This is a genomic window from Stenotrophomonas pictorum JCM 9942 (assembly GCF_001310775.1).
Classification (GTDB): Bacteria; Pseudomonadota; Gammaproteobacteria; order Xanthomonadales; family Xanthomonadaceae; genus Stenotrophomonas; species Stenotrophomonas pictorum.
On the sequence record NZ_BAZI01000358.1, the window covers coordinates 1 to 2,683 of the forward strand.

General features: G+C 65.9%; 5 protein-coding genes. All 5 read left to right on the forward strand.

What is annotated here, in order from left to right; genetic code table 11:
• The coding region (locus JCM9942_RS13655) for an aminotransferase class III-fold pyridoxal phosphate-dependent enzyme (protein WP_157722932.1) at positions 1 to 297 on the forward strand (297 nt) is incomplete at its 5' end.
• Positions 294 to 944: a dethiobiotin synthase gene (gene bioD, locus JCM9942_RS13660; RefSeq protein ID WP_054660356.1), complete on the forward strand. Its 651-nt coding sequence runs from the start codon at positions 294 to 296 to the stop codon at positions 942 to 944. The genes JCM9942_RS13655 and bioD, both read left to right, overlap by 4 nt.
• Before the next feature lie 85 nt (positions 945 to 1,029).
• Positions 1,030 to 1,320, forward strand: a complete 291-nt coding sequence (locus JCM9942_RS13665; protein ID WP_054660358.1) for a hypothetical protein — start codon at positions 1,030 to 1,032, stop codon at positions 1,318 to 1,320.
• An 86-nt stretch (positions 1,321 to 1,406) separates the two neighbouring features.
• Positions 1,407 to 2,489, forward strand: coding sequence for an SPFH and helix-turn-helix domain-containing protein (locus JCM9942_RS13670; RefSeq protein WP_054660360.1), 1,083 nt, complete (start codon positions 1,407 to 1,409; stop codon positions 2,487 to 2,489).
• On the forward strand, positions 2,486 to 2,683 hold a 198-nt coding region (locus JCM9942_RS13675), incomplete at its 3' end, for a TFIIB-type zinc ribbon-containing protein (protein WP_218185497.1). The genes JCM9942_RS13670 and JCM9942_RS13675, both read left to right, overlap by 4 nt.

Genomic DNA, 2,683 nt, shown 5'->3' on the forward strand with positions numbered 1-2,683 from the left:
GGCACGGTGGCCGCGATCGAACACCGCCTGCACGAGGGGCTGGCGCCGGCACGCGCGCTGCCGCAGGTGGCCGATGTGCGGGTGCTCGGTGCGATCGGGGTGATCGAGCTGAAGGCGCCGCTGCGGCTGGAACGCATCCAGCAGCGCATGCTGGAGGCGGGCATCTGGATCCGCCCGTTTGGACGGCTGGTGTATGTGATGCCGCCGTATGTGATTGAACCGGCGCAGCTGCAACAGCTGTGCGAGGGCATGGTGGCGCTGGTGGCCAGCCTGCAGGACGAGGATATGCGCGCATGAACGGCAAGGTGGTATTCGTCAGTGGCATCGATACCGATATCGGCAAGACCGTGGTCACCGGCTGGCTGGCGCGGCAGTGGCTCGAGCAAGGGGACAACGTCATCACCCAGAAGCTGGTGCAGACCGGTTGCGTCGGTGCGTCCGACGACATCCTGATGCACCGCCGCATCATGGGCTGTGATCTGTTCGAGGAAGACCGCGATGGCACGACGATGCCGGTGCTGTACGCCTATCCGGCCTCGCCGCACCTGGCCGCGCGGCTGGAACAGCGTGAGCTGGATCTTGCCGCGATCGAACAGGCCACCGCGCGTTTGTGCGCGCGCTATGACACGGTGCTGGTGGAAGGTGCCGGTGGCCTGATGGTGCCGCTGACCGCGCAGCTGCTGACCATCGACTATGTGGTCCAGCGCGGCTGGCCGGTACTGCTGGTGACCTCCGGGCGGCTGGGCAGCATCAACCACACACTGCTGTCGCTGGAGGCCATTGCCGCGCGCGGCATCACGCTGCACGGGGTGGCATGGAACTGCCGCGACGACAGCGATGATGAAGTGATCGCCGCGGACAGCCTCGGTTTCATCCGTGCGCATGTGGCGCGCCATTTTCCGCAGGCGCAATGGTACGAGGCGCCGCGGCTGGAGCTGGCCTGACGGCCGCGGCGCCCCGGGGACGCGCTTGCCATTGGCGGCAACGCTGGGTATATGAATGGATCATGTCTGCGGAAGGAGCCCTCTGATGACGTTCGCATTTCCCGCGTTCCACGAACACATCCTGCCCGGTGCACACACTGTCGAAGCCGTGGAAGCGGCCATGCGCAAGGCCGGCTGGCAGGATATCCGCCGCCACGGCAGCACCGTGATCGCCAAGGTCGGGTTGAATCTGTTCTCGTTCGGTGAAACGGTGGCCATCACCCTGGCACCGGGCCACGCGGTATTCCGCAGCACCTGCATCCTGGCCACGCAATGCCTGGACTGGGGCAAGAACCGGCGCAATATCGATACCCTGCTGGCGGCACTGCGCGCCTGATTGCACCGGTACCCGGGGCCGGCGACCCTGCGCTGGCTCTGCTCGTTCCGTCTTAGAATCGGCCCTCAGACGATTCGGGAGGCGGTATGAGCATTCTGGGCTTCATCAAGAAAGAGCTGATCGAGATCATCGAGTGGACCGATGACTCGCGTGACACGCTGTCCTACCGCTGGCCGGACGAGGATCGCCAGATCAAGAACGGCGCGCAGCTGATCGTGCGCGAATCGCAGATGGTGCAGTTTGTCGCCGCCGGCCAGTACGCCGACCTGTTCGGTCCCGGCAAGCACACGCTGAGCACGGCGAACATCCCGGTGCTGTCCACCCTCCTGGGCTGGAAGTACGGCTTCGAGTCGCCGTTCAAGTGCGATGTCTATTACCTCAATACGCGCCTGTTCACCGGCAACAAGTGGGGCACCGCCAACCCGGTGATGATGCGCGACGCCGATTTCGGCGTGGTGCGTCTGCGCGCGTTCGGCACCTACGATTTCCGCATCGTCGACCCGCCGAAGTTCCTCAAGGAGGTGGCGGGTACCGACCAGAATTTCCGTCTGGACGAATTCGCCGACACCATGCGTTCGCGCATCGTCAGCGTGTTCACCGAGGCGCTGGCCAGGGCCGGTGTGCCGGCGCTGGATGTGGCGCAGCGCTATTCCGAACTGGGCGAGGCGCTGCTGCCGATCATCAACCCGGCCATGTCCGGCAAGTACGGCATCGAGATCACCAGCTTCGTGCTGGAGAACGTGTCGGTGCCGCCGGAAGTGGAACAGGCCATCGACAAGCGCTCGAGCATGGGCGTGATCGGCAACCTCAACGACTACGTCAAATACCAGATGGGCCACGGCATGGGCGAGGGCGGTGAAGGAGCCGCTGCCGCCGCGGTGCCGGCGCAGATGGCGATGGGCTTCGGCATGGCGCAGGAAATGATGCGCGGCATGCAGGGCACCGCACCGGCCGCCGCAGGTGCGGCGGTGCCGCCGCCATTGCCGGCCGCCAGCACGGATGCACCGGTGTTGGACGTACTCACCCCCGAGCAGGCCGCGCAGGCCTTGTCGGTGTCGGTGGAGGACGTGATGGCCGCCATCGCCACCGGTGAGCTGAAAGCGCGAAAGATCGGCACGGCCACCCGCATCGCCCGTTCGGCACTGGAAGAGTTCCTGCGCGGCGGATGAACAACGCAACGGTTGGTAAACATCCCTGTCCCGAATGCGGCGGGGATCTGCAATGGAATGCCGGCAAGCAGGCGCTGGCCTGTCCGTACTGCGGCACCGTGGTGCCGCTGGCGCAGGCCGCCGACGGTGTGGGCGATGGCAGTGCCGCTGTGGTCGAACAGGACCTGATGCAGGCGCTGGCGCGGCTGCAGGCG